We start from the raw sequence: 24047 nt of genomic DNA, 5'->3' as shown, positions 1-24047 counted from the left end.
TACGCACGCCGCTTTTCAAGGCCGGACGCTACCGATTGCTGGCGCGCAATTCCCGCACCCCACGGCCGAGCCTGCGACGCAACAAGGCCCGCAACGTCGCCGCATCCGCGTAGCCGACCTCGCTCGCAATCGTCTCCAGGTCGTAACCCATCGACACGAGATTCTGCGCCCGTTCGATGCGCAGATCCTGGACGAACGCCAATGGCGACTTCCCAAGTACCGCCTCGGTACGGCGCTGCAACGTGCGCGGTCCGACGGCCAATGCGGCGGCCGCCGCCTGAAGCGAAAAACCCGTGGAAAGATGCTCGCGCGCCCATCGCTCGAATCGAGCGACCAGCGGATCCGCATGGGCAAGGTAATCCGGAATGATGTATTCGGCCTGCGACGAACGCTTGTCGATCAGCATGAAACGGGCAACGAGCGTGGCCAGTTCGGGACTCGCCTGACGCAGCAACCACAGCGCAAGGTCGAGATGGCCCATGGCCGATCCCGCCGTCACCAGGCGATCCGCGGCGACGACCATGCGTGAATCGTTCAGATCGACCGCAGGATAACGTTGACGAAAGAAGGGCGAGAGCGACCAGGTGGTCGTCGCCTCGCGATGATCCAGAAGCCCGGCTTCCGCCAGCACGAACGTACCGATGCAAGCGGCGGCGACGCCGACGCCATCGGCATGCCACGCCCGAAGGTGCGCCATTGCATCGCGCACGTCCGGACGCTCCAGCGCCTCGATCAGGCGCTCCGGCTGCCTGATGCCAGGCGCGGGCACGACCACCCAGTCGGCATGGCGTGCGCTGCTTGCGGGCTCCGCCAGCATGGACAGTCCGTGCGCGGTACGGACGCGTCTGCGTACGCCGACCACTCCGACGTCGAAGGGCGGCGCGGCAAAGCCCTGAGCGGCAGCCAGTTCGTTGGCCATCGCGAAGGTATCCAAAAGCACCGTCAGGCCGGTGTCGAACAGCCCTTCGAGCGCCAGAATGGACAATCTCATGTCGTAAACGCATCCATTAATGTCATTTGCGACTATAGCCCGCTTTCCGTGAAAAACCTAGACTGCACTGCAATGCGGCGAAGAGTTCTCCAATGACGTCGCCCATTTCATCTCGACCGCGCCGGACATGCTCGCGCTGATTCGGTTGCGGCTCTCCAACCTTGTTTTGCTGGAACACACTCGACATGACCAAAAATATTCTGATAACCGGCGCCAGCAGCGGCTTCGGCCGCCACACTGCAGAAGGGCTCTCGGCGGCCGGGCACCGGGTATTCGCGTCGATGCGCGACATCGCCGGCCGAAACCGGCCCCATGCCGATGCCCTTCAAGCGAAAGGCATGCACGTCATCGAACTGGATGTGGCGGACGATGCGTCCGTCGAGCGAGGCGTGGCTTCCGTGCTGGAAAATGCCGGGCATCTCGACGTCCTCGTCAACAACGCAGGTATCGGATCAGCGGGTATTTCCGAGGCGTTCACGACACAGCAGGTACAGGCGCTCTTCGACGTGAATGTATTCGGCATCCAGCGAACGTCGAGGGCGGTGCTGCCGACCTTCAGGAAACAGGGCGAAGGCCTGATCGTGAACATCGGCTCGATACTCGGCCGCGTGACGTTTCCGTTCTTCGGTCTCTATGGCGCATCGAAGTTCGCGCTCGAAGCGTTGACCGACAGCTACCGCTACGAGTTGTCGACGTCGGGCATCGACGTCGTTCTCGTTCAACCCAGCAACTATCCGACGAATATTTTCGCCAGCGCGCAGCGGCCCGCCGACGCCGCGCGCGTACCCGGCTACGGCGAGGCCGGTGCGATTCCGGACAAAATGGTGGAGACGCTCATGGCGCTGTTCGCGAGCGACCACGCGCCGAACCCGCACGACGTCGCCGACGCGATCGTGCAGCTTGTCGCACAAGCCAACGGTACTCGCCCGCCGCGCTTGATCGTGGGCGAGTCATTCGGCGCTGACGCCCTCAACGCCCAGGCGGCATCGATTCAGGCGCAGGTGCTCGAGGGCCTCGGGCTGGCACACCTCGCCGAGCCGAAAGGGCGATCCGCCGCGGCCTGAAGGTACGGTCGACGCGGAAGCCGACACCGATCCGGCGCGCTGCCCCCGCTTCGTTCAATTGCCGGGCGCGAGGTCGTTGGCAAACCGGTTCGTATAACCGAGCGTACCGACGCCGCCGATGGAGTTGCACGTCGACGATGCGGCGCCGGGCGGACAATCGACGTCACGGTCGAACGACCAGAAGTGGACACCCACGAGGCCATTCTGTTTCACGAACTGCGCAACGGTGTCCGCATCCGCCGGCGTAAAGGTTTCGCCGCTCACATCGTTGCCGCCGATCATCGGCGTCAGCTCGATCTGGCTGTACGGCACGCCCCAGTGATCGTGCAGGTTCATCGCCGCCTGGATCGCCGACTGCCCCATCTGGCACGTGCCGTTCGCGACCACGCAGTTCCCCGCCCCCGCTGACCCGTAGTCCATCGTCATCAGGTCGATGGTGTAGTTCTTCAGGCCGTGCGCCTGGATCGCCTGCATGACCCAGTCTCCGTACACGTTGAAGCTGTCGGGGGCGCTGGCGCCCCAGGAGCCGGCCGTGGTCGCGCCCTGCTGGGAAGGGGCCAGTGTCGCGAGCGTAAAGCTGAAGCGCAGGCCGGGATAATTCTGCTGGGCGACCGCCACGCGCCGGACGAGATCGTCGATCACCTGTTGTGTCTGCCCGCCCTCGATATCGAAGTCGATCCCGATGAGGTTGTTCGACGCATAACGATTGATGAAGGCCGCCATGCCCGCATCCGTCCCGCACGTGAACATGCCGGCCGCGCCGCCGGTGGAAATCACGTAATTCACATTGGCAGCAGTGAAAAGCGGCACATTGGCGGCCGCCATCGCGCCGCCGTCGACGCCCGCCCAGTTCTCGCTGCCGCATTCGCCGGTCGCAAACGCGAGCGTCAGCGTACGGACACCGGCTGGCAGCACCGACAGCACCGGGCGCATCTGACCGGTGACGTTCGACGAGATGACGTTCGTGTTCCAGTTCATCGAAATCGTCGTGTCCTTGTACGGGCTATAAACGAATGCCGGCGCCGTGCCGGTACCCGTCCCGGCTGCCGCGGCGGTGCCGGTGCCGAAGGACGACCATGCCAGCAGAAGCGCCAGCGCGCCCTTCAAGGTCGATCGCTGCATGATTCCGGATCGGTTGCTCTTCATTTTCACGCCCTCATTGCGTTTTACGCATTGCCGGCATCGGTCTTTCACGCGATACATGCCGGGGAAGATTTCAGGAAGACGCGCTCCGTCCACACGGGCGTAACGAAAACCCGCCACGTCATGCGGACGGCAAGCGCCTGCACCATTGATACGGACTACCGAATCAACATCGTGATCAGATCAGCCTTGCGGCTCCTCCACCCGGTGGCTTCCCCTTTCGATTGACAACGCTCCGCCCAGGTCGAATTCAAGAGAAATCAACCTTACAAATTGCCGTCCGAAGACAAATTTCGATATTGATTTTGTTTTTATATCTACGACGAAAAAACTGCGACTTCGGTCTATGCTGGTGAAGCATGTACACGCCACTTTCGCGCAAGACCGGATATCCGTCACAAGCGCGATGCAGGCGGTACGTGAAGCCGTCACGCAGGCCTGGGATAGCGTGCCTGCCACGCGGCGGCGGATACCGGTCTTTCGACGGCCGATGTAGTGATGCTTCAATCCGACGCCCGCGTTTCGTTTGGTTATACTACATAATCGTCAGGCATCAACCCTTGAATCGAGTATTTTCACCCATATCGAAACCAGAAATATTCACGCGATCGCATTGCCATATTGCAATTATCGCCATTCGATAATTTAACCGGATATCCCGCAGCCATTTGGCTGATTGTTCAAATCAACGAAATTCAGGCGACGCGATCTGGCTTCATCGTATTGGCTGCCGACCCGCGATGACGTCACGTGGCCGTCCTTGATGCATCCACCGAACCCGGAGGCCGAACATGACTGTCGATCTCGCCCCCCAAGCATCGACCCGCACCGCCCAACTGGTCACCCGGGTGTACGCGAGGCTCCTGCTGGTCAGCTTCGCGCTGCTGCCCGCCTATCTGATCGCCTACCTGTACTTCTTCCAGGACCCGTCGCTGAAATTCGAGAATCACGCCTTTCACGAGCTGGCGATCGCGGCCGCCACGCTCGAAGGCGCGTTCGTCACGTATGTCTGCTGGCGCTGCTATCGCCTGTCGGGTGAGCCGTTGCTTCGCTGGCTTACGCTGGGCTTTCTGGGCTTTTCCGTCATCTATGCGTTGCACGGCCTGTTCACCGGCATGGCGCATCACAACATCTGGCTGTTCCTGCTGTACGGGCCGGCATCGCGCCTGACCATGTCGATCCTGATCCTTGTCGGGCAGCTCACCTATAGTCACAAGGCCGACAGCGCAACGACCCGCGCCGATCCCCGCATCTGGTTGCCCTGGCTCGCGCTGTTCGGACTCGTCGACGTCGCGGTCGCCGTGATCGCCTTCTCGCCGGTGGCCGGCAACCTGTGGGTGCGCCTGTCGATGGAAGGCGGCGCACTGCTGCTCTCGGCCGTGAACGTCGTTGCGCTGGTCGTACGCCGCATCCGCTCGCCGCTGATGACGATCTACGGCATTTCGGTCACGTCGTTCGCACTCTCGTCGCTCGCCTTCATCCTCGGGCGGCCGTGGAATCACATGTGGTGGCTCGCGCATGCGATTTTCGCGGCCGGCTTCTTCCTGCTCAGTTTCGGCGTGGTGCAGGCCTTTCAAACGACCCGTTCGTTTTCGAAGATCTACAGCCAGGCAGAACTGTTTGCCCGGTTGAGGGACGCGATGGCCAGGACGGAGCGCGCGTTGCAGGCGCTGCAACGGACCAACGAAAAGCTCGAGCACCTGGCGGCCACGGACCCGCTCACGGGCGCGACCAACCGGCGGCAATTCATCGAAAGCGTGGAAGCGGAAATCAACCGGGCCAAGCGCAACGGTGCGCCGTTCTCGCTGCTCGCGCTCGATCTCGACCACTTCAAGGCGATCAACGACAGTTACGGGCATCAGGCGGGCGATCAGGTGTTGCAACGCTTCGTCGACAAATGCACCGATGCGATCCGGCCGTACGATGGCGTCGCGCGGGTAGGCGGCGAGGAATTCATGGTGCTGCTGCCGCAAGCCGCGCTGGACACGGCCCGGTCGATCGGCGAGCGCATCCGCGCGGCGATCGCCGGCGCGCCGTTCGAAGCAGGCATCGGCGAACCGATCAAGGTCACCGTGAGTGTCGGCGCCTCCGAATTCGGCCGGGACGGCGAGACGATCGACGCGATCCTGCGCAAGGCCGACGAACGCCTGTACCGCGCGAAGCATCAAGGCCGCAACCAGGTGGTTGCCGGGTAAGCCGGTTGCCGTGTCAGTGCCGCCCACCGCGCTCCTCACACGGGTTCTTCAACTCATGACGCGCCGGGCATCGCCGGGCGCGTCATGTCGCGGCCGGATCAGAACGGGCTGCGTGTCGTATCGCCATTGGTGAAGATCGCGTCGACGACCTGATAGAACGCCATCGCCGTATCCGCGACTTCCCAGACCGCAAGGATGACGTGGTAGCCGCTACGCATCGGCAGCCGGCACGCGTGAATGGTCGGCTGCTGGGGCACCAGGTTCGCGTTCGGGTTCCAGTATGGCTGGCCGGGATTCTGGATCGTGCAGAACGGCGTGGGCTCGAACTGCGCGCGCGTGAGCTTTTCCGACGGGTTCCAGTCGGCGCGTGTAATGAAGTAGTTCCAGCGACGCGTCTTGTGCACGGCGCTGAACTCCCATTTGAAATTCTGCACCGCGCCCGGCCGTAGCGGGATCTTCTGCCAGCGGCCCGGCGACTGCTCGTTCAGCACGGGTAGCGGGCCATTCGTGCTGGCGCCGGCGATTTCGCCATCCTTCGGTGGTGCGGCATTCTTCGCGTCGTCCGGCGCAAACGGGTCCGACAGGCCGCTTTGCGTCGCGGGGAAGAACTTGCCGTTCTCCATCGCGTTCGCGTGCCACGCGTCGACAGGGCAGTTCGGATTCTGGCCTTGCGTGCACAGCACGATGCGCGAAGGCGGTTCGGTCAAACGGCCGTGCGCGTGCGCACCGGCCGCCGCGACCAGCAGTACCGCACCGGCCAGCGCGCGTGGCATGACGGAAGCAACGTAGCTGCGGATGTTCTTGTTCATGAGCCCTCTCATGGCATGAATGTCGAAACGGATATGCGCACATCGAGCCTGTCGCAGGATTCCGCGAAGAGATTCCTGTCGACGCATCGTCGCGCATGCTGATCGGCGAAAGCGGCGGTCGAATGAAACCGCGGCAAGCAATGATCAATCGCCATGCTTTCTGACAAATCACTTTCACCGAGTCGAACCTTATCCGCAAAAACCGGAAAAATAAACGTCCGTCATTGATAATCATTTGATTCGCGGCATCGAATCATCCATTCCTGGATTCTTCGCCCTTCAACCCTGACGTAACGCGGATTCTGGCGTTTGACGATCGTGAATGATCGATCCCGGCATTTCGCGTTCGGAGGCCACCGGTATGACCGCCTCCATTGCTCAATAATTTGATTCGTCGATTGATATTTGAATTGAATCAAACCCGCCAATAATTAAAAATCCGGATCGGGATGAATTATTGTTTCGCTGAAAATTACGCCTGATCTGAAAATAGCTCGCAGGCCATCGTCGACCGGGAGCCTCCAGATCCGGGCATATTCAAACGCTGGCGCGCTGCGCATCGATGTCGTCAATGTCGGTCACGTTGCGAAGCGCGGAGTCATCCCCCCAAGCCCCCACCCCGAAGCGAACAACCCACAGCGCCCAACACCCGCGTTGTCGACCGCCCACAGGCACGAAACCAACGCAAAAACTGAAAGACTGAATTGCCGATCCGCACGCTTTTGACGCAGCTATATTCTCGACGACCAGCCCCTTAAACAAGGACTGCGAACAATATCCGTCAACCTACGTTCGAGACCTTCATCCATGAATAAAACGACACGGCTGCTGCGCATGACGTGCGCACTCGCCTGCTGCGGCCTGTTCTCCCACGCGCATGCGCAAAGCAGCGTCACGCTGTACGGCGTCATCGACACCGGGATCGACTTCGCGTCGAACGTCGACGGCCAGCACCTGTGGCAGATGGCGAGCGGCGTCAGCGCCGGCAGCCGCTGGGGGCTGCGCGGCAAGGAAGATCTCGGTGGCGGGCTCGCCGCGATCTTCGATCTCGAAAGCGGCTTCAATTCCACGAACGGCGGGCTCGGCAGCGGCCTCGCGTTCTCGCGCAACGCTTACGTCGGGCTGTCCGACCAACGCATGGGCACGCTGACGCTCGGCCGGCAGTGGGATCCGATCGTCGACCTGATCGAGCCGTATTCGCTGAACGACTATTACGGGGGCTGGTATTTCTCGCACCCGAACGACATGGACAACCTCGACAACGGCTTCGCGATCAGCAACGCCGTGAAATACACGAGCCCGACGATCGCCGGCTTCACCGCCGAGGCGCTCTACTCGTTCGGCGGGCAGCCCGGCCGCTTCTCCGACAACGCCGCGTACAGCGCGGCGCTCGCCTACACGAACGGGCCGTTCTCGGCCGGCGTCGGCTACTTGCGCGTCAACGATCCGGAGCAGGCTGTGCAGAGCTACCAGAACGGCAGCGGATACACGAACGCGGTGTACGGCGACGCGCTCATGAACGCGCGCAGCCAGAACATCTTCGCGGCCGGCGCGTCGTACCAGATCGGCAACGTCAAGCTGATGGGCAACTTCACCAACGTCGATTTCCAGCAAGGCGACGACGCGCAGGACGTGAAGTTCCAGAACTACGAGATCGCCGGCACGCTCGCCGCCACGAGCCAGCTCAATTTCGGCCTCGGCTACACCTACACGACCGGCCGCGACCACGCGACCGGCCAGGAACCCGACTACCGGCAACTGAACGCGAGCGCCGAGTACGAGCTGTCGAAGCGCACGGCGATCTATGCACTCGCGGCACTGCAGATGGCGTCGGGCGGCGCCGTCGCGCAGGTGGCGGGCTTCGATCCGTCGTCGAACGGCCGGCAGGCGGTCGGCCGGATCGGGCTGCGCCACACGTTCTAGGCGATCGCGCGAAGGGGCCGGCTTCCCGTGTACCGGAAGCCGGCCCCGGCCCGCGCGATCGACCCACGCGCCGAATCAGTTCGGCAGGCTGACCACCATCTGCTCGTCCTCCAGCAGTTGCGTGAGCGACCCGTGCAGACGCTCGAGGCTCCGCGGCGGCAGCGCGAAACTCGCCCAGCCGAGCCCCGTGTGCCGCAGCAACAGCACCGCGCCGCCGTACAGCGGATGGCGCTCCGCATACCAGCACGGGTCCATCTCCGTCACGAACTGCTGCGCGCGCGGCGGCATCTCGGGCACGGCCGGCTGCATCGACGCGCGCAACAGGCTCAGATACTGGATGACCGCATCGACGTCCTCCGGATCGAGCACCGCGGCACCCCGTTCGACCGACACCAGCACCACCGGCTTGCCGTGTTCCTGGATCATCTTGATACTCAGCGGCTGCGTCATTATTGCGTTCCTCGTGGCTACTCGTATCGGCCCATTATCGGCAGCCGCGTCGCGCGCGCACCTGAAGATTTGATGCAGCTTCATGAATTTATTTTTAGGTTGACTGCCGTTGCGACAATCGCGTATTCGCCGTCACGACGCACGACGATCTCGATGGCATGGTCGTCCGCCGCTTCCTTAAACGAAATTTCATCCATTCCGCGTCGTTTTTTAAGTGTCCGGCGCCGGCCCGCATCCCATAATCGGCTCGCTACCTTGCCGGTCACGCGCGGCGGCACGCATCGAGCGATGCGTCGGCGGCGCATGCGAACGGTCAATTCTTTCCTTCGGCGGACCATGAACCAACTGCAAGCGATGCGCGTGTTCACGCGTGTAGTCGAGTTGTCGAGTTTCAATCTCGCCGCGCGCCAGCTCGGGATGTCGGCGGCCGCGGTCACGCGCAGCGTCGGCATGCTCGAAGCGCACCTGAACATGCGACTGCTGAACCGGACGACCCGCAGCCTGTCCCTCACCGAGACCGGCCGCGAATATCTCGACGGTTGCCGCTCGATCATCGAGAAGCTCGACGAGATGGAATCGAACCTCGTGCAGGTCACGCGCGACCCGCGCGGCACGCTGCGGATCGCCGCGTCGGCGACCTCCGTCGCGGCCGGCCTCGGCATGCTGCTGTCGGCGTATCGCGACGGGCATCCGCGCGTCCGGTTCGACGTGACCACGTTCGACACGCACGTCGACATGGTCGAGGGCGGCTACGACGTCTGCTTCTGCGACGATCGCCGCCTCGTCAACGCGACCTTCGTGTCGCGGATGCTGACGAGCGTGCGCGACGTGGTCGTCGCGTCACCCGAGTACCTCGCGCGCCACGGCACGCCCAACGATCCCGTCGAACTGAACGAACACAGCCTGCTGACCGTGTCGAACGGCACCGCGCGCAGCTGGGAATTCTCGGACGTCGACGGTTCCTACCGCGTCTACACGGGCAACGCGCTGGCCTCGACCGGCAGCATGATGGTGCGAATCGCGGCGCTCAATCACATGGGCATCACGCAATTGCCGCACCCGCTCGTCGCCGACGATCTCGCACGCGGCGCGCTGGTGCCGCTGCTCGAACGCTACGAAGTGAACGGCGGCGCGCGCTGCATCTCGATGCTTTACCCGAGCCGCAACCATCTGTCGACCAAGGTCCGCAGCTTCATCGACTACGTGGTCGAACACTATCGCGCGCCCGAGCGCGCCGCCGCCTGATTCCGCCCGGGCCGCCCCGTCCATGCCCCACATCCTGACGATCGAAGACGATCCGCTGATCGCGGATCACATCACCCAGACGTTGCGCGCCGGCGGCCACCAGGTGGACGTCGCGCGCACCGGCCGCGACGGCATGGCCAGGGCGATGAGTGCCGACTACGACGTCGTGACGCTCGACCGCATGCTGCCGGATCTCGACGGGCTCACGATTCTCGCGACGATGCGCGGCGTCGGCCTCGACACGCCGGTGCTCGTGATGAGCGCGATGTCCGACGTCGACCAGCGCATCCAGGGGCTGCGCGCGGGCGGCGACGACTATCTCGTCAAGCCGTTCTCGCTCGACGAGATGTGCGCGCGCATCGACGTGCTGATCCGCCGCCGGCCGCGCGGCGCTCAGGTCGAGACGGTCCTGCGCGCGGGCGAGCTCGCATTCGACCTGGTGCGGCGCCGCGTCACGCTCGGCGCGAGCGAGCTCGCGCTGCTGCCGACCGAATTGCGCGTGCTCGAATTCATGATGCGCCACGCCGGCCGCGTGCTCACGCGCACGATGATCTTCGAGGCGGTGTGGGGCTGCCGCTTCGATCCGGGCACCAACCTGATCGACGTCCACGTCGGCCGCCTGCGCAAGAAGGTGAACCGTCCGGATGCGGCACCGTTGATCCGCACGATCCGCGGCTCGGGCTACATGCTCGGCTGAATCCGGCCGCCGCCACCTAAAACTTCTTTCATCTTTTTAGCGACCGGCTGTTAGGGGCCGCTCCGCAGAATGCGGTCATCGGCTGCGTATCGGTGTTTTCCCGAAGCCGCGCGCATCCGGCTCTTCTTCACGACGCTTTTGAACGGAGCAGCACCCCATGCTGAAAATTGTCCGGCTCGCGCTCACCCGGCCCTACACGTTCGTCGTGCTGGCGCTGCTGATCCTGATCGCGGGTCCGCTCGCGGCACTCCGCACGCCCATCGACATCTTCCCGGATATCCGCATTCCGGTGATCAGCGTCGTCTGGAACTACGCCGGCCTGCAGCCGGACGACATGTCCGGACGCGTGATCACGTACTACGAGCGCACGCTCGGCACGACGGTCAACGATGTCCAGCATATCGAGTCACAATCGTTCCGCGGCTACGGCATCGTGAAGATCTTCTTCCAGCCGACCGTCGATATCCGCACGGCAACCGCGCAGGTCACGTCGATCTCGCAGACCGTGCTCAAACAGATGCCGCCCGGCACCACGCCGCCGCAAATCCTCAACTACAACGCGTCGACCGTCCCCGTGCTGCAGATCGCGCTGACCAGCAACACGCTCGACGAACAGAAGCTGGCGGATTACGCGGTCAACTTCATTCGACCGCAGCTGCTGTCTGTGCCCGGTGTCGCGATTCCGACGCCGTACGGCGGCAAGTCACGTGAAGTGCAGATCGACCTCGACCCGCAGGCGCTGCAGTCGAAAGGGCTGTCGGCGCAGGACGTCGCGCACGCGCTCGCGCAGCAGAACCAGATCATCCCGGCCGGCACGCAGAAGATCGGCCGCTTCGAATACAACATCAAGCTCAACAACAGCCCGCTCTCGCTCGACGCGTTGAACGACCTGCCGATCAAGTCGGTCGACGGCACGACGATTTATATCCGTGACGTCGCGCATGTGCGTGACGGCTACCCGCCGCAGGGCAACATCGTGCGCGTGGACGGCCATCGCGCGGTGCTGATGAGTATCCTGAAGAACGGCTCGGCATCGACGCTCGACATCATCGCGGGCGTGAAGGCGAAGCTGCCGCTGGTCGAACAGACGCTGCCGCCGGGCCTGAAGCTCGTCACGATGGGCGACCAGTCGACCTTCGTGAACGGCGCCGTCAGCGGCGTGGCGCGCGAAGGCATCATCGCCGCCGCGCTGACCTCGCTGATGATCCTGCTGTTCCTCGGCTCGTGGCGCTCGACGCTGATCATCGCCGCGTCGATCCCGCTTGCCGTGCTCTCGGCGATCGCGCTGCTCGCGGCCACCGGCGAAACACTCAACGTGATGACGCTCGGCGGCCTCGCGCTCGCGGTCGGGATTCTGGTCGACGACGCGACGGTGACGATCGAGAACGTGAACTGGCACCTCGAACAGGGCAAGGACACGCGCACCGCGATCGTCGACGGCGCGAAACAGATCGTGATGCCGGCGCTCGTCTCGCTGCTGTGCATCTGCATCGTGTTCGTGCCGATGCTGATGCTCGACGGCATCTCGCGCTTCCTGTTCGTGCCGATGGCGAAGGCCGTGATCTTCTCGATGATGTCGTCGTTCGTGCTGTCGCGCACCTTCGTGCCGATGCTCGCGCAATACCTGCTCAAGCCGCACGCGTCGGCCGGCCATGCGTCGGGCGAGCTCGCGGCGATCATGGATTCGCATGCGGGCCATGCCGGCGCGCACGACGCGCCGCCGTCGCGCAATCCGCTGGTGCGCTTCCAGCGTGCATTCGAGCGCCGCTTCGAGTCCGTGCGCGCGTCGTACCGGATCCTGCTGGGCCTCGCGCTCACACGCCGCAAGCCGTTCGTCGTCGCGTTCCTGTGCGTGGTGGCCGCATCGTTCCTGCTCGTCCCGTGGCTCGGCCGCAACTTCTTCCCGACGATCGACTCGGGCGAGATCTCGCTGCACGTGCGTGCGCCGGTCGGCACGCGGGTCGAGGAAACCGCCGCCGAGTTCGACCGTATCGAAAACACGATTCGCGGTGTGATCCCGCCCGCGCAGTTGCGCGAAGTGGTCGACAACATCGGCCTGCCGAACAGCGGGATCAACCTGACCTACAACAACAGCGGCACGCTCGGGCCGCAGGACGGCGACATCCTGATCTCGCTGTCGCACGACCACGCACCGACCGCCGACTACGTGCGCGAGCTGCGCGAACGCCTGCCGCGCGCCTATCCGGGCACCACGTTCTCGTTCCTGCCTGCCGACATCGTCAGCCAGATCCTCAACTTCGGCGCACCGGCCCCGGTCGACCTGCAGGTGGCCGGCCCCAACCAGCAGGCCAACCTCGCTTATGCGCGCGAGCTGTACCGCAAGCTGCGCCTGATCGCCGGCGTGGCCGACCCGCGCATCCAGCAGGCCAGCACCTATCCGCAGTTCACGGTGGCGGTCGACCGGACGCGTGCCGACCAGCTCGGCATCACCGAGCAGGACGTGACGAACTCGGTGGTCGCGACGCTCGCGGGCACCAGCCAGGTCGACCCGACCTACTGGCTCAATCCGCGTAACGGCGTGTCCTATCCGATCGTCGCGCAGACGCCGCAGTACCGGATGACCACGCTGTCGGCGCTGCAGAACCTGCCTGTCACCGGCGCGAACGGCCAGTCGCAGCTGCTCGGCGGTCTCGCGACGATCACGCGCGGCGTCGGCAACGCAGTGGTGTCGCACTACAACATCGAACCGCTGTTCGACATCTACGCGACCACCCAGGGCCGCGACCTCGGCGCCGTCGCCGCCGACATCGGCAGCATCGTCAAGGCCACCGCGAAGGACCTGCCCAAGGGCTCGACCGTCACGCTGCGCGGCCAGGTGCAGACCATGAACAGCGCGTTCACCGGCCTGCTGCTCGGGCTGGCGGGCGCAATCGTGCTGATCTACCTGCTGATCGTCGTGAACTTCCACTCGTGGGCCGATGCGTTCGTGATCGTCTCCGCGCTGCCGGCGGCGCTGGCCGGCATCGTCTGGATGCTGTTCACCACGCACACGCCGATGTCGGTGCCCGCGCTCACCGGCGCGATCCTGTGCATGGGCGTGGCCACCGCGAACGCGATCCTCGTCGTGAGCTTCGCGCGCGAGCGCCTCGCCGAAACCGGCAACGCGCTCGCCTCGGCGCTCGAAGCCGGCTTCACGCGCTTTCGGCCCGTGCTGATGACCGCGCTCGCGATGATCATCGGCATGGCGCCGATGGCGCTCGGCCTCGGCGACGGCGGCGAGCAGAACGCGCCGCTCGGCCGCGCCGTGATCGGCGGCCTCGCGTGCGCGACGATCGCGACACTGTTCTTCGTTCCCGTCGTGTTCAGCCTCGTGCATCGGCGCGATGCGCTGAAACACGACGCACCCCGCGCTTCCTTCCCTTCCGCGTCCGGAGCTTCCCATGTCCACTGAGATCGAAATCAAGTCGCCGAAACGGCTGCCCAACCTCAAGCTCGTCGCCACGATCGCCGCGCTGGTCGCGGTCGGCATCGTGACGGCCGGCATCGCAGGCCGCGCGCACGCGAAACAGGAAATGACCCGATGGTCCGCCGAACAGGCGGTGCCGACCGTGGTCGCCTACACGCCGACGACCGGCGGCGACGGCGCCGCGCTCGTGCTGCCCGGCCACCTGTCCGCGTTCGAAAGCGCGCCGATCCATGCGCAGGTGTCGGGCTACCTGCGTGCGTGGTACACCGATATCGGCGCGCACGTGAAGTCGGGCCAGCTGCTCGGCCTGATCGACACGCCCGAGCTCGACCAGCAGCTTCAGCAGGCGCGCGCCGACCTGCAGAGCTCGCTCGCCAACGAGAAGCTGGCCGCGTCCACGGCCGCGCGCTGGACCAGGATGCTCGCGCAGGATTCCGTGTCGCAGCAGGAAACCGACGAGAAGACCAGCGACCTCGCCGCCAAGCAGGCGATCGTCGCGGCCAACGAGGCCAACGTGCGGCGTCTCGACGCGCTGGAGGCGTTCAAGCGCATCGTCGCGCCGTTCGACGGCGTCGTCACCGCGCGCAAGACCGACATCGGCCAGCTGATCTCGGCCGGCGGCGGCGCCGGCCCCGAACTGTTCGCCGTGTCCGACGTGCACCGGATGCGCGTCTACGTGAGCGTGCCGCAGAACGAGGCCGCCGCGATCCGCCCCGGCATGAGCGCGACGCTGACCGTGCCCGAGCATCCGGACGAGACCTTCCATGCGACGCTCGCCGACACCGACGATTCGATCGCCGATTCGACCGGCACGCTGCTCGTGCAGCTGATGGTCGACAACCGCGACGGCAAGCTGATTCCGGGCGAATACACCGAGGTGCATTTCGCGCTGCCGGCCGGCAGCAGCCACGCGTTGACGATTCCCGCCAGCTCGCTGATCTTCCGCCAGGCCGGCCTGCAGGTCGCCGTGGTCGGCAAGGACGATCGCGCGGTGCTCAAGCCCGTCACGATCGCGACCGACCTCGGCACGCACGTGCAGATCGCGACCGGCCTCGCGCCCGACGATCGCGTGATCGACAACCCGCCCGACTCGCTGTCCGCGGGCGACCGCGTCCGGCTCGCGACGCCGGCCGGCACCATCGCGGCGGCCGTGCGCGACACGGAGCGTGCGAATGGCTAACCCGCGTCGGCTCTGCGCGATGCTCGCCAGTATCGCGTTCCTCTCCGCCTGCTCGTTCGCGCCCGTCTATCACGCGCCCACCACCGCGCTGCCTGCCCAATTCAAGGAAGCGGGCGGCTGGCAGCCGGCACAGCCGGCCGACCGCATCGCACGCGACGGCTGGTGGAAGGCGTTCCGCGATCCGGTGCTCGACCGGCTCGAAGCGCGGGTCGCGGCCGCCAACCCCGACGTGGCCGCCGCGGTGGCGCGCCATGACGAAGCCGGCGCGCTGTTCGATCAGGCGCGCGCGGGGCTGTTCCCGACCATCGGCCTCGGCGCGCAGGTTTCGAGCAACCGGCAATCGGCCACGCGCCCGCTGCGCGGCGCGAACCAGCCGAACGTGTACGGCTCGAACACGCTCGACGCCGGCTTCGACTACGACCTCGACCTGTGGGGCAAGGTGCGCAACGAGGTCGCGGCCGGGCGCGCGAACGCGCAGGCCAGCGCCGACGATCTCGCATCGGTGCAGCTGAGCCTGCAGGCCAGCCTCGCGAACGCGTACTTCAACCTGCGCGGGCTCGACCAGCAGCAGCAGTTGCTGTCCGACACGATCGACACGTACCAGCGTGCGTTGAAACTCACGATGAGCCGGCACGCGGGCGGCATCGCATCCGATCTCGACGTCTCGCGCGCGCAGACGCAGCTCGACTCGGCCCGCGCGTCGGCCGAGGACGTGCGGGCGCGGCGCGCGCTGTACGAGCACGCGATCGCGACGCTCACCGGCGTGCCGGCCTCGTCGTTCGCGCTCGCGCCGGACCTGAGCGTGGCGTATCTGCCCGCGATCCCGGCCGGCATTCCCGCCACGCTGCTGCAACGGCGGCCCGACGTCGCGGCCGCCGAACGCCGCATGGCGGCCGCCAACGCGCAGATCGGCGTGGTGCGCGCGGCGTTCTTCCCCGACATCACGCTCGGGCTGATCGGCGGATACCAGAGTTCGGGGCTCGGCCATTGGCTCAGGGCGCCGAACGAGATCTGGTCGATCGGGCCCAGCCTCGCGCTCACGCTGTTCGACGGCGGCCGCCGCCAGGCGCTCACGGCCCAGGCGCACGCGCAGCTGGCCGAGAACGGCGCGAAATACCGCGCGGTGGTACTCGATGCGTGCCAGCAGGTGGAAGACAACCTCGCGCTCACGCACCATCTCGGCGACGAAGCCGATCGCCAACAGGAAGCGCTCGACGCGGCCGAACGCACGTTGCAGTTGTCGATGTCGCGCTATCGGGACGGCGTCGTCAGCTATCTCGACGTGGTGACCGCACAGACCACCGAGCTCGAGACGAAGGTGGCGATGCTGGAACTGAATACGCGCCGGCAGTTGGCGGCGGTCGGGTTGATCGCGGCACTGGGCGGAGGGTGGTCGGCCGACGAAGCAGCGTCCGGCGCGAAAGCGCCGGTCGCGACGCCGGCTCGTTCGACGACCTGAGCCCGTTGCGGCACGTGGGGAGCGTGTCGCGTTTGGATGCACCCGTCATCGCGACGGGTGCTTTTTTTCGCGGGCCCGGCCGGTCAGAACTTGTGACGGATGCCGGCCGCGACCACCGCCTGGCGATCGTTACCCGACGCGGCCAGATTGAAGATCCCCGCGTTGCCGAGCACCGCGACACCGTCCGCGCCCGTCACGCGCTGATACACGCCTTCGAGATAGAGATCGGTGCGGCGCGACAGTGCATAGTCGGCCTGCAGCATGAACTGGTTCCACTTCGGCGCGATGCTGCGGCCCGCATCGTCGAAACGGCCCTGCGTGAACGTATACGAGCCGCCCAGCGAGAAGGCCGGCGTCAGGAAGTAGCGCCCGTTCAGTTCGTAGTTGCTGAAGGTCAGCAACTGGCCGTTCACGGTGCCGTACGCGCCGCCCTGCGACAGTTCGCGCGGGTCGTTCAGGATCGTTCTCGTATAAACGAAGCCGATCGTCGCATGATCGAACGCATAGTGCGCGCCGGCGCCGAACGTGCGCCAGCGTCCGCCCGCGAGCATCGCATCGCCGTCCGAGCTGCTCAGCGATCCGCCGGTGTTCTTCGGCGCATTCACGCCGCCCGGCTGGTTCGACTGCAGGTACGCCACGCCCACGTCGAGCGGACCGTTCGCATACCGCGCGCCGACGCTGTACGCGTTGTTGTTGCTGAACCCGCCGCCCTGGTTGCTGAAGCCGTACGCGCCGCCGAACGTGAAGCCGCCGTAGTCTGCGCTGCGGAACTTCACCGCGTTGTTCATCCGCGTGTCGTTGGCGAGGTTGTCGTTGTCGTACGGGTGATCGGCGAGGTTGCCGCCGAATCCCGAGCCCGTCGCCGACAGCGGCGCGACGAAGTCGACCAGGAAATCGTATTGCCGGCCGAGCGTCACCGTGCCCCATTGGCGGCTCGCGAGGCCGACCCAGGCCTGACGGCCGAACTCGTCGCCGCCGTTGCCGAACTTGCCGTTCGCGACGTTGAAGCCGTTCTCGAGGGTGAACACGGCGGCCAGGCCGCCGCCGAGATCCTCGTTGCCGCGCAGCCCCCAGCGCGACGTGCTGACGTTGCCGCTCTGCACGCCGTAAGCGGGCCCCGCGCCGGCCGCCGATTTCTGGTTGCTGATGTAGTCCAGGCCCGCGTCGATCGTGCCGTACAGCGTGACGCTGCTCTGTGCATGCGCCGCGCCTGCAAGCAGGCACGCAGCCGCTGCCGGGATTGCCAGAAGTTTCTTCATGATGGTTTCGCTAGAGTGGATCGGTCTTCTCGCATCGCCGGCCGGTGTGGAACGGCCGCTCCGTCCGCGATGCGATGGCGCACAATTTAGGCAGCGGGCATGACAGCGCCGTTATCGAAACGGCCCGAAAAATGAAACCTTCTTCATCCTCGCGATACGCCGCATTCATGTCCGTGCGGAACGCGCCGGCGCATGAATTTCTTTTCACGTTGCGTATGCCGATCCGATAGCCCCCCTCCTCTATGCTTGTCCTCAACCCGACGCGCGGCATCGACTGGCCGTGCCGGGGGATGAACCCGATCAATCATCATGAGGATTCCGAACATGAAAACCGCCACGATCGTCGCTTCCACGCTGCTCGCCGCGTGTGCCGCACTGTCCGTTCCCGCGTTCGCGCAAACGAGTACCCGGGTGACGCAGATGACGCCGGCCGCCACCAAGGACGGCGTGCCCGGCGCGCAGGCCGCCGGCCAGTGGGTGCCGCCGTACGGACAGCCGATCCACGAGAAAACGCGTGCCCAGGTCTACGCGGAACTCGTGCACGCCGAACAGGACGGGCAGATCAAGTACCTGGATTCCACGCTCTATTCGCATTGATGCGCACCGCCGCGCGGCCGGGCGTGCTGCCCGGCGCGCGCCGCCCACCCCTCGCATCACCCGTCATTCATGAAGCTTCGTCCCTTGCTCGTTCGTTCCGCCCGTGTTGCGCTCGTCGCGATCGCGGCCGGCGTGATGCTGTCCGGCTGCGCCGGCGCGCAACCCGACGGCCCCGGCGATTGCGTCGGCCCGCCCGATTTCTGTGTGCCGTTCTTCGGCTCGTAAACGCACGACGGGCGCGCTGCCATCGGCAACGCGCCCGTTCGTACAGGGGGGCCGCGCGGTTATGCGTCCGGCAGCGTCACCTGGTAGCCGTAGCGGCTCACCGTATCGATCCGGACATCGGGCAGATGCCGCGCGAGCTTGCGGCGTAGCCGCGACACCACGAGATTGACGCTCGACGGGTCGACATCGTCCTTGTCCTGCCACACATACCGGATCAACTGGTCGCGCGGCACCGGCGCGTTCGGATGGCGCATCAGGCATTCGAGCAGCAGGCATTCGCGCCGCGTCACGGCGAGGCGCAGCTTGCCGTCCTTGAGTTCGCGCGCGAGCGTCTCCAGCATGGACACCGCCGCGACCGGGCCTTCCGTGTCGCGCGGCCCGGCCAGCCGCTGCAACGCCTGCAGGCGCTCGTGCAGCTCGATGAACGAATACGGCGCGCCGAAACACGCATCGGCACCTGCGTGCAGCACGCGGATGCGCTCGCGCGCCGATGCCTGGCCGATCAGCACCACCAGTGCCGCACCGCCGCCGTCGGCGACGAAACGCGGCAGCATCGCGATCAGCGCGGCATCGCTGCCCGGCTCGAACGCGGTCGCGACGATTGCGTCGAACGTCTCCTGCGACGCGAGGAACAACCCGTCGCGCAGATCGTCCGCACGCTGCAGGCTGTGCCCGCTCTCCTGCAGCGCCTTGTACAGCCACGCTGCTTCCGGGTGCGGCGAAGTCACGAGCAGCACGCGCATCGTCAGCCCCCTTCGCGGCGGCAATGCGCGCGCACGTGCAGCCGGATGCGGACAACCGTCATGCGAGCGACCTCGGCCAGCATTCGATCGTCACGCGCGTGCCCGGCTCGGCATTGCCGATGCGCAGCGTGAAGTCGTGCACGTTGACGACCGTCGACACGATGCTCAGGCCGAGCCCGGCCCCGGCGAGGTGCCCGGTGCGGCGGCTGCGGTAACGATGCTGCAGCACGGCCTCGCGCTCGTTCGCCGCGATGCCCGGGCCGTTGTCGACCACGTCGATGCGCGGACCGGACGGCGTATCGTGAAGTTCGAGGCGCACGGTGTCGCCCGAGGTCGTGTACTTGAGCGCGTTGTCGAGCAGGTTCGTGAGCGCCTCGAACAGCAGCGCGCGATCGCCGTGAATCCGCGCGACCGGTTCGACGAGCACGACGAAATGGATGGCACGGCTGTCGGCGAGCGGCTCGAACAGTTGCCCGACGTCCGTGACGAGATCTTCCAGCGCGAGCTCGGCGAACCCGCCGCGCCGCTGCAGCGACCCGATTTCGGCGATGCGCAGCATCGCGCGAAACCGGCTGAGCAGCACGTCGGTCTCGTTGCGTGCGCGAGCGACGAGCGTCGCCAGCGCGGCATCGTCGAGCCCGTCCGCGCGCTCCGCCGCATGCGCAAGCAGCGTATGCACGTGCGCGAGCGGCGTACGCAGGTCGTGCGCGATGCCGTCGCAGACGCCCTTCACCTCGTTCATCAGGCGCTCGACTTCCTCGAGCATGTGATTGACCAGATGCGACAGCAGGTCGATCTCGTCGTGCCCGCCGATCGGCAGCCGCTGCCCGAGGTCGCCCTGCGCGATGCGCTGCGTGATGCGCCGGACTTCCTTCAGGCGCCGCATCTGCCGCACGCTGAGAATCAGGCCGCCGACGACGCCCGCGCCCAGGCAGAACAGGCCGCCGCCGACCAGCGCCTGGATGATCGCCGCGCGAATCCGCAGGATGTGCGTCAGGTCGCGCCCGAGCACCAGCACGTCGCCGTTGGCGCGCCGCTCCGCCATCGTGCGGACGACCGGCGGCACCTGATCGCCCGCGATCGTCATCGTGTGGTCGAGCGTCACGCCGGTGCGATCCGGCCGGATGCCGTCGGGCATGGCCAGCACGTCGCCGGCGACATGCCTGCCGTCGGCCGTGAAGAGCCCGTAGTAGTTGGTGTGCATCCGCTCGTGCTCGATCCGGTGCTGGATGGCCGCGGCAAGCTGGTTGTCCTGGAGCGAATCGAAGTAGATCATCTGCCAGTCGATCACCACGTCGGTTTCGCGCTCCATGTCGTGCGTGATGATCGATGCGATGAAGCCGAGCAGCAGCATCACCGACACGGAAAACGTCACCGCGTAGACCGACACGAGCCGGAACGTGCTGGAATACCAGTGACGCTTCGGCGCCGGCTGGACGTGATCCGTCGAGGACATCAAGGTCGCGGACTCAGCCAAGGATGTAGCCCGCGCCGCGTACCGTCTGGATCATCTGCTTCGCATCGGGCGGATCGATCTTCTTGCGCAGCCGGCCCATGTGCACTTCGATCAGGTTGGTGCCGGGATCGAAGTGATAGCCCCATACGGCCTCGAACAGCATCGTGCGCGTGATGGTCTGGCCGGCATTGCGCATCATGTATTCGAGCACGCGGTATTCGGTCGGCAGCAGCGCGATTTCGTCGCCGTCGCGAAACACCTTGCGCGAAATCAGGTCGAGCCTGAGCGGGCCGACGGTCAGCGTCGTGGCGAACGGCGCCGGCGCGGTCTGGCTCCGGCGCAACAGCACCTCCAGGCGTGCCGCCATTTCCTCGGGATCGAACGGTTTGGTCAGGTAATCGTCGCCGCCCGCACGCAGGCCGCGCACGCGTTCGTCGACATCGCCGAGCGCGCTCAGCATCAGCACCGGGGTGCGCACGCCGACGCTGCGCATCGTGGTCAGGATCGTGAGGCCGTCGACGACCGGCAGCATGCGGTCGAGCGTGATCACGTCGAACTCGTTGCCGAGCGCGCGGGCCATGCCGTCGCGGCCGTTCGCCACCCATTCGACCGTGAAGCCGCGCCCTTGCAGTTCCCTGACTATTTCGTTCGCGGTGATTTCGTCGTCTTCGATCGTCAGTACATGCGCGATGGCCGTACCGCTCTTGGCCAGCCGGTCGGGCAGGGCCGGCGTGTTACCGGGGGAAACTGATGATGCCATTTACGATTCTCGTCTTCAGCGAAGGGACGCACGCGCTTCGACACCCGAAGGGCGAGCGCGTTCGGATGGAGACTACACGCGCGCGCGTAAATCGTGCGCGTCGACTTCATGAAGAAAGTTTCATATACGGCGGCAACGCCCGCCGGGGCTACCGGCGCGCGTTGTTGCGACAGGATGCCGCACGACCCTTCGCCTTCGCGCACGGGCGGTTGCAACCGATCGCGTCGAAAGGTATCGGTAAAGAATCGCGCATCAGCTTCGGTGCGGCTCCGCGCCGGGCTGGTCGACGCGATGCGAAGCGACGCGATGTGCCGCGTTCTCCACACGCTGCGTGCGCTCGACCTTCTCGTGCGCGAGCGTCACGTCGGCAATCGCGAGCCCCGTTCCCTGCACCTTCGCGAACGCCAGCACCGGTGAGCACACCAGCGCGATGAGCGCGGCCATCCTGACGGTCTCTTTCATTGCATTACCCCGATGCAGGCCGCGCCGTGCGCAGCGTCGATTGATCACGGGTTCGACGATACGCCCGCACGGCTAACCGTTCGGTCGCGCATGCATGAAGGTTTCTTTAAGGTTCGATGCGTACGACGACGATCGCCTCCGCGCGCGGTCGATCCGGATAAAACTAGTTTCATCTTCGCGCGGCCGTTTCGATAGTCCACGGTGCCTAACCTGTGTCGTGAGGTCGACGTTGGCAATCCACCGTACGGCCGGTTCCCAACGCTTCCCAGGAGTCGAAGATGAAACATCCCGCCCGTTACCTCGCCTGTTCCGCGCTGCTCGTGATGAGCTTCGCCGCGCACGCCGCACCGACACTCACGCCGGCGCAATGCCACGACTATCCGTTCGTGCATACGCACGGCCCGGTCTCCCACCGGCAACTGATCAACGAGCTGAACGAGCTGGAATCCGTCGGCTACAACCCGTCGTCGGGCGACGAGAGCAGCTACCCGGACGATATCGATTCGGCGCAGGCGCGCCTGATGACCGAGTATCAGAAGGATTGTGCGGGCGCAGCCAACACCGTCGCGTCGAACGGCAACTGACTCGCCACCGGCGAACGATCTCCGAGTTTGCGCGCGTGCCTCGCGGCCGCGCGCTTTTTTTCGTCGATGCCGTGCACGCTACGCGACGGCTTTTTTCAACGACGGGCGGATCGCGACGGAAGGCAATGTCGTGATCGTGAACGTCGCCGGACGCACGGCGATCGGCACGATCGATTTCACCGGGTACCACGGGACGCCGCGATCGTGTGTTGTCCCCCCATGGCAAGCGCACACGCGCTCGCGATCGACTTCAACGTGTCGGTGTCGCTGTTCGGCGGCACGACGCCGCTCGTCACCGCATGGCGCGTCGATCGCACCGGCGTCTCGCACGACGGCGCGCCGCGTGCCGTCCTATCCGACGCGATACATCGGCAGCACGTTGCTGCCGGCCGCTTCCTGGCCCGACGCGAGCGGATGGTGCGCCTGTTCGAGCAGCCAGTTGGTCAGCACCGCGATGTCGAACTCGTTGCACGCATCCGGGTTCTGCACCAGCACGTAACTGCCCGATGCGACCGTGCAGTGCGCGAACAACTCGACGAGCCGGCCCTGCTTCAGCAGCCCGTCGACCAGCGGCCGCCGCCCGATCGCGATGCCGTGCCCGTCGACCGCCGCCTGCACCAGCTGGTCGTACTGGCTGAAATGCAGCGCGCCGGCGGGCCGCAGGCGCGGCACGCCGAGTTCCTTCAGCAGATGGCTCCACCCGTGCCACGGCCATTCGCAGCGCGGATCGTCGAGATGCAGCAGCACGTGCTTTTCAAGATCCTCCGGCTTCATCGACGCCGCGTCGCCCGCCGTCGCCATCAGGCTCGGGCTGCAGACCGCCACGACGCGCTCGCGAAACAGCACGTCCGTATCGTCCGTCGACGTATACGGCCCCGCATATCGCACGGCCAAATGCAAACGTTTGCGCTTGAGATCCTCAATTTCGCTCGTTGCCGATACGCGCACGTCGATGTCGGGGTAGCTTGCGCGGAACGAACCGAGGCGCGGAATCAGCCACAGCGCCGCGAACGATACGGTCGTCGACAACGAGATCGCGCGCTGTCCCACGCTCGACGACAGCTTGCCGATCACCGATTCGAGGTCGGACAACGCGAACGAGATCGCGTCGTACAGCTCCCGCCCCTTGTCGGTCAGCGTCAGCGATCGAATGTGCCGGTGAAAGAGCTCGATCCGGAGCTGCTCCTCGAGTGCCTTGACCTGCCGACTCACGGCAGATTGCGTGACGTTCAGTTCCTGCCCGGCGCGTGTAAAGCTCAAATGACGCGCCGCGCATTCGAAGCCTCTCAGGAAATCCAGCGAAGGCATACTTCTCAATCGTTTTGCCAATCTCACATTAGCCATACCGCCGCCTCAAAGTTGCACCCATCGACAGGCA

22 protein-coding genes are annotated in these 24047 nt (G+C 65.6%); 11 read left to right on the top strand and 11 right to left on the bottom strand.

The annotated features are described in order from the left end of the window. Positions 1 to 28: 28 nt before the first annotated feature. Entirely contained in the window at positions 29 to 991 is a 963-nt protein-coding gene (locus tag APZ15_RS34490) for a GlxA family transcriptional regulator (RefSeq protein ID WP_027792887.1), read from the bottom strand. Positions 992 to 1176: 185 nt separating this feature from the next. Between APZ15_RS34490 and APZ15_RS34485 the strand changes: the two genes are divergently transcribed. Further along, on the top strand, positions 1177 to 2055 hold the full coding sequence (locus tag APZ15_RS34485) for an SDR family oxidoreductase (protein ID WP_049098431.1): 879 nt from the start codon (positions 1177 to 1179) through the stop codon (positions 2053 to 2055). A gap of 54 nt (positions 2056 to 2109) precedes the next feature. Here the strand turns inward: APZ15_RS34485 and APZ15_RS34480 are convergent, their stop codons facing one another. Next, a complete protein-coding gene (locus APZ15_RS34480; RefSeq protein WP_370448756.1) occupies positions 2110 to 3318 on the bottom strand; it encodes a chitinase in 1209 nt (402 codons plus the stop codon). A 671-nt stretch (positions 3319 to 3989) separates the two neighbouring features. On the opposite strand from APZ15_RS34480, the gene APZ15_RS34475 reads away from it, so the two are divergent. Next, the gene (locus tag APZ15_RS34475; protein WP_027792890.1) at positions 3990 to 5393 is read left to right on the top strand and encodes a GGDEF domain-containing protein; all 1404 of its coding nucleotides are present in this window, start codon (positions 3990 to 3992) and stop codon (positions 5391 to 5393) included. 98 nt (positions 5394 to 5491) lie between these two features. Here APZ15_RS34475 and APZ15_RS34470 read toward each other — a convergent pair whose 3' ends face one another. Continuing rightward, on the bottom strand, positions 5492 to 6166 hold the full coding sequence (locus tag APZ15_RS34470) for a lytic polysaccharide monooxygenase auxiliary activity family 9 protein (RefSeq protein WP_034196299.1): 675 nt from the start codon (positions 6164 to 6166) through the stop codon (positions 5492 to 5494). An 870-nt stretch (positions 6167 to 7036) separates the two neighbouring features. Here APZ15_RS34470 and APZ15_RS34465 point away from each other — a divergent pair. Further along, positions 7037 to 8125 carry a porin gene (locus APZ15_RS34465; RefSeq protein WP_034196300.1) on the top strand — a complete coding sequence of 363 codons (1089 nt, stop codon included), beginning with the start codon at positions 7037 to 7039 and terminating at the stop codon, positions 8123 to 8125. A 75-nt stretch (positions 8126 to 8200) separates the two neighbouring features. On the opposite strand, the gene APZ15_RS34460 is transcribed toward APZ15_RS34465, so the two are convergent. Continuing rightward, positions 8201 to 8575 carry a hypothetical protein gene (locus tag APZ15_RS34460; RefSeq protein ID WP_027792893.1) on the bottom strand — a complete coding sequence of 125 codons (375 nt, stop codon included), beginning with the start codon at positions 8573 to 8575 and terminating at the stop codon, positions 8201 to 8203. Between the two features lie 80 nt (positions 8576 to 8655). Beyond that, positions 8656 to 8892, bottom strand: coding sequence for a hypothetical protein (locus APZ15_RS41475; protein WP_136470793.1), 237 nt, complete (start codon positions 8890 to 8892; stop codon positions 8656 to 8658). A gap of 19 nt (positions 8893 to 8911) precedes the next feature. Here APZ15_RS41475 and APZ15_RS34455 point away from each other — a divergent pair, with 19 nt between their 5' ends. From APZ15_RS34455 to APZ15_RS34435, 5 genes are all read left to right on the top strand, one after another. Next, positions 8912 to 9820: a LysR family transcriptional regulator gene (locus tag APZ15_RS34455; protein ID WP_027792894.1), complete on the top strand. Its 909-nt coding sequence runs from the start codon at positions 8912 to 8914 to the stop codon at positions 9818 to 9820. A gap of 22 nt (positions 9821 to 9842) precedes the next feature. After that, a complete protein-coding gene (locus APZ15_RS34450; RefSeq protein ID WP_027792895.1) occupies positions 9843 to 10517 on the top strand; it encodes a response regulator transcription factor in 675 nt (224 codons plus the stop codon). A gap of 157 nt (positions 10518 to 10674) precedes the next feature. Next, positions 10675 to 13929 carry an efflux RND transporter permease subunit gene (locus APZ15_RS34445; RefSeq protein ID WP_027792896.1) on the top strand — a complete coding sequence of 1085 codons (3255 nt, stop codon included), beginning with the start codon at positions 10675 to 10677 and terminating at the stop codon, positions 13927 to 13929. After that, positions 13919 to 15124 (top strand): efflux RND transporter periplasmic adaptor subunit, encoded by a 1206-nt coding sequence (locus APZ15_RS34440; protein ID WP_027792897.1) that lies wholly within the window; start codon positions 13919 to 13921, stop codon positions 15122 to 15124. Before APZ15_RS34445 ends, APZ15_RS34440 begins: the two co-directional genes overlap by 11 nt. Continuing rightward, positions 15117 to 16583: an efflux transporter outer membrane subunit gene (locus APZ15_RS34435; RefSeq protein WP_027792898.1), complete on the top strand. Its 1467-nt coding sequence runs from the start codon at positions 15117 to 15119 to the stop codon at positions 16581 to 16583. Before APZ15_RS34440 ends, APZ15_RS34435 begins: the two co-directional genes overlap by 8 nt. Positions 16584 to 16666: 83 nt before the next feature. Here APZ15_RS34435 and APZ15_RS34430 read toward each other — a convergent pair whose 3' ends face one another. Further along, positions 16667 to 17842 (bottom strand): porin, encoded by a 1176-nt coding sequence (locus APZ15_RS34430; RefSeq protein WP_027792899.1) that lies wholly within the window; start codon positions 17840 to 17842, stop codon positions 16667 to 16669. A gap of 324 nt (positions 17843 to 18166) precedes the next feature. Here APZ15_RS34430 and APZ15_RS34425 point away from each other — a divergent pair, with 324 nt between their 5' ends. Both APZ15_RS34425 and APZ15_RS41940 read left to right on the top strand, forming a co-directional pair. Then, the gene (locus APZ15_RS34425; RefSeq protein ID WP_027792900.1) at positions 18167 to 18439 is read left to right on the top strand and encodes a DUF4148 domain-containing protein; all 273 of its coding nucleotides are present in this window, start codon (positions 18167 to 18169) and stop codon (positions 18437 to 18439) included. A gap of 69 nt (positions 18440 to 18508) precedes the next feature. Then, positions 18509 to 18664, top strand: a complete 156-nt coding sequence (locus APZ15_RS41940) for a hypothetical protein (protein WP_162923038.1) — start codon at positions 18509 to 18511, stop codon at positions 18662 to 18664. A gap of 59 nt (positions 18665 to 18723) precedes the next feature. Here APZ15_RS41940 and APZ15_RS34420 read toward each other — a convergent pair whose 3' ends face one another. The 4 genes from APZ15_RS34420 to APZ15_RS34405 form a co-directional block, all read right to left on the bottom strand. Beyond that, entirely contained in the window at positions 18724 to 19407 is a 684-nt protein-coding gene (locus APZ15_RS34420) for a response regulator transcription factor (protein WP_027792901.1), read from the bottom strand. A 58-nt stretch (positions 19408 to 19465) separates the two neighbouring features. Then, a complete protein-coding gene (locus APZ15_RS34415; protein WP_049096825.1) occupies positions 19466 to 20863 on the bottom strand; it encodes a sensor histidine kinase in 1398 nt (465 codons plus the stop codon). 13 nt (positions 20864 to 20876) lie between these two features. Continuing rightward, complete coding sequence (locus tag APZ15_RS34410; RefSeq protein WP_021160456.1) at positions 20877 to 21554, bottom strand: response regulator transcription factor; 678 nt, start codon at positions 21552 to 21554, stop codon at positions 20877 to 20879. A 321-nt stretch (positions 21555 to 21875) separates the two neighbouring features. After that, positions 21876 to 22085: a hypothetical protein gene (locus APZ15_RS34405; RefSeq protein ID WP_027792903.1), complete on the bottom strand. Its 210-nt coding sequence runs from the start codon at positions 22083 to 22085 to the stop codon at positions 21876 to 21878. Positions 22086 to 22363: 278 nt separating this feature from the next. On the opposite strand from APZ15_RS34405, the gene APZ15_RS34400 reads away from it, so the two are divergent. Continuing rightward, positions 22364 to 22669: a DUF4148 domain-containing protein gene (locus APZ15_RS34400; RefSeq protein ID WP_027792904.1), complete on the top strand. Its 306-nt coding sequence runs from the start codon at positions 22364 to 22366 to the stop codon at positions 22667 to 22669. Between the two features lie 351 nt (positions 22670 to 23020). On the opposite strand, the gene APZ15_RS34395 is transcribed toward APZ15_RS34400, so the two are convergent. Continuing rightward, positions 23021 to 24013 (bottom strand): LysR substrate-binding domain-containing protein, encoded by a 993-nt coding sequence (locus APZ15_RS34395; protein WP_027792905.1) that lies wholly within the window; start codon positions 24011 to 24013, stop codon positions 23021 to 23023. Positions 24014 to 24047: the final 34 nt, after the last annotated feature.

The organism is Burkholderia cepacia ATCC 25416 (genome assembly GCF_001411495.1).
Classification (GTDB): Bacteria; Pseudomonadota; Gammaproteobacteria; order Burkholderiales; family Burkholderiaceae; genus Burkholderia; species Burkholderia cepacia.
This window is presented reverse-complemented; position numbering and strand designations above follow the sequence as displayed.